Source organism: Streptomyces niphimycinicus, from assembly GCF_018883605.1.
Classification (GTDB): Bacteria; Actinomycetota; Actinomycetes; order Streptomycetales; family Streptomycetaceae; genus Streptomyces; species Streptomyces niphimycinicus.
The window spans coordinates 1-1,695 of the sequence record NZ_JAHLEM010000063.1 but is presented as its reverse complement, the minus strand read 5'-3'; the positions used below and the strand labels follow the sequence as shown (position 1 = coordinate 1,695).

The window sequence follows — 1,695 nt, the reverse complement described above, 5'->3', positions numbered from 1 at the left end:
ACGGCGCCGGTGCCCGGGGGCGTTGGGTGGGCCGGGGATTGGCGCCACTAAGGCCCCGATGCCCCGTATTGCGCGGGACCGTCACTGACATGCGCGATGCCATAAGGGCGGCAATTGCGGCCGGTCGCGTTGCGCGGGTGATAGTCACAGCCATTTCTGAACGTGTGCCCGTGCCCGGGTTGGACGATAAGACGCAAGCTTTCACCGATCCATTCGTGCCCGCCATGGGCGCGGGCGCAAAATCTGTGCTGTTCGGTGACTGGTCGCACTACTTTGTGCGCATGGTCAACGGAATCCGTTTCGAGCGGTCCAACGACTACGCGTTCAACTCGGACCTTGTGACCTTCCGTGCCATCCTCCGGGCGGACGCCGCCCTTGTCGACACCACAGGCGCCATCAAGTGGTTTGCGCACTCTGCGGCATAAAGTAAAGGGCTCCGGTACCTCTCACTTCGGTGAGATGGCGCCGCAGCCCTTTTCTGCGTTGCGGCTACCGCACGGAGGGTGCGTATTCTACCGGTACGCCCCTGGACCACAATTCCTCTGCGTGTTCGGCGAACCGGTCAAACATGCCGCTGTCGCCATGCTTGCGCAAGTGCAGAAGGGGGGAGTCATGGCCGACCATGCGTGCGAGATGCGGAGTGACCAACGCTTGATTGTCGAACCGAAAAACGGATAGTGAGACGTGATTAGCGGCATCGGCTGCTGCCGAGAACCGCGCCTCTATCCCCTGAACAGTCCCCAGCTTCGCGAGGTTTTCCAGCGTGACGCGAATGCGCGTGGAAACTGTAAGCGATACATCCTCGATCTGTTCGCGCTGACGCGTTACTTCGCACTCAGGGTTGCCTAGCAGGAACCTGACCCGGCACCCGCTTTCCGCTTTACGTCGCAGTGTGGTTGCGAACGTTGGTTGTTCCAACCAGAGGAAATAGTTTGTGTAACCGGCGAAGAAGAGTTCATTCGAAGACTCTGTAATGAGTTCGCGCCAAACTGTCGATGGACATGCCGAGCGATACGGGTAAGAGTGGATAACTTCCCGGTCGGCACCCGTTTTCACGCGGTCTTTGATTGCCTTCGGCCAGATCATTTCTTCACTCACTCCCAACGCCATGCAGGCGTCCTCACGGTTCTGCGCGTGTGGAATCAGGGCTGCGTCCGCGATCCAACGTTCGACCGTCTTTCCGGAGACCCCGACGCGTGACGCAAGTTGCCGTGCCGACAGTTTGGCGTCAGCCATAGCTGATCGTAGGGCAGTGTTCAAGGTCTCCCCCTCGGACATTTGGGCGTTCTTCAACGCTACCGCCCGAACGTCCCAACTGTCCCTGGACTTGGGCGGATACGCCTTTGAGGGGTTGGCAGGCTGCCTAGACGCAAGGCCCCCGGCGACCGCGCGAACGGCCCCGGGGTATGGCCGATCTGAATGGAGCAGACCGACATGCAATGCCTATCACGACTACCCGAACGGGTGAGAGAGGCCCTGTTCGGGCGGCGCACCCCCGGCAAGCACAGTCGCGCCTACGTGGCACCCCCTGTGCATGCCGCGCGGGTTTCCGCTCCCGCCATCGAACCCCGGGCACTCGACGGACACGCGCTTGCCATGGCGCGCCCCTACCCGGTGGCGTATGAGAAGCGACAGGAACAGCAGCGACACCCGCAACGCACACGCGCTCTCATGCTCACGACTGTGGGCATCGAC

General features: G+C 61.5%; 2 protein-coding genes and 1 pseudogene. 2 read left to right on the top strand and 1 reads right to left on the bottom strand.

Features of this window, described 5'->3' with window-relative positions:
* The first annotated feature begins 89 nt into the window (after nt 1–89).
* Nucleotides 90–425 (top strand): phage major capsid protein, encoded by a 336-nt coding sequence (locus tag KN815_RS07880; RefSeq protein ID WP_216341022.1) that lies wholly within the window; start codon nt 90–92, stop codon nt 423–425.
* Nucleotides 426–489: 64 nt separating this feature from the next.
* On the opposite strand, the gene KN815_RS07875 is transcribed toward KN815_RS07880, so the two are convergent.
* Nucleotides 490–1,236 (bottom strand): DUF5919 domain-containing protein, encoded by a 747-nt coding sequence (locus KN815_RS07875; protein WP_216341021.1) that lies wholly within the window; start codon nt 1,234–1,236, stop codon nt 490–492.
* 183 nt (nt 1,237–1,419) lie between these two features.
* Between KN815_RS07875 and KN815_RS07870 the strand changes: the two are divergent.
* Nucleotides 1,420–1,695, top strand: a pseudogene (locus tag KN815_RS07870) (hypothetical protein); the annotation flags it as partial.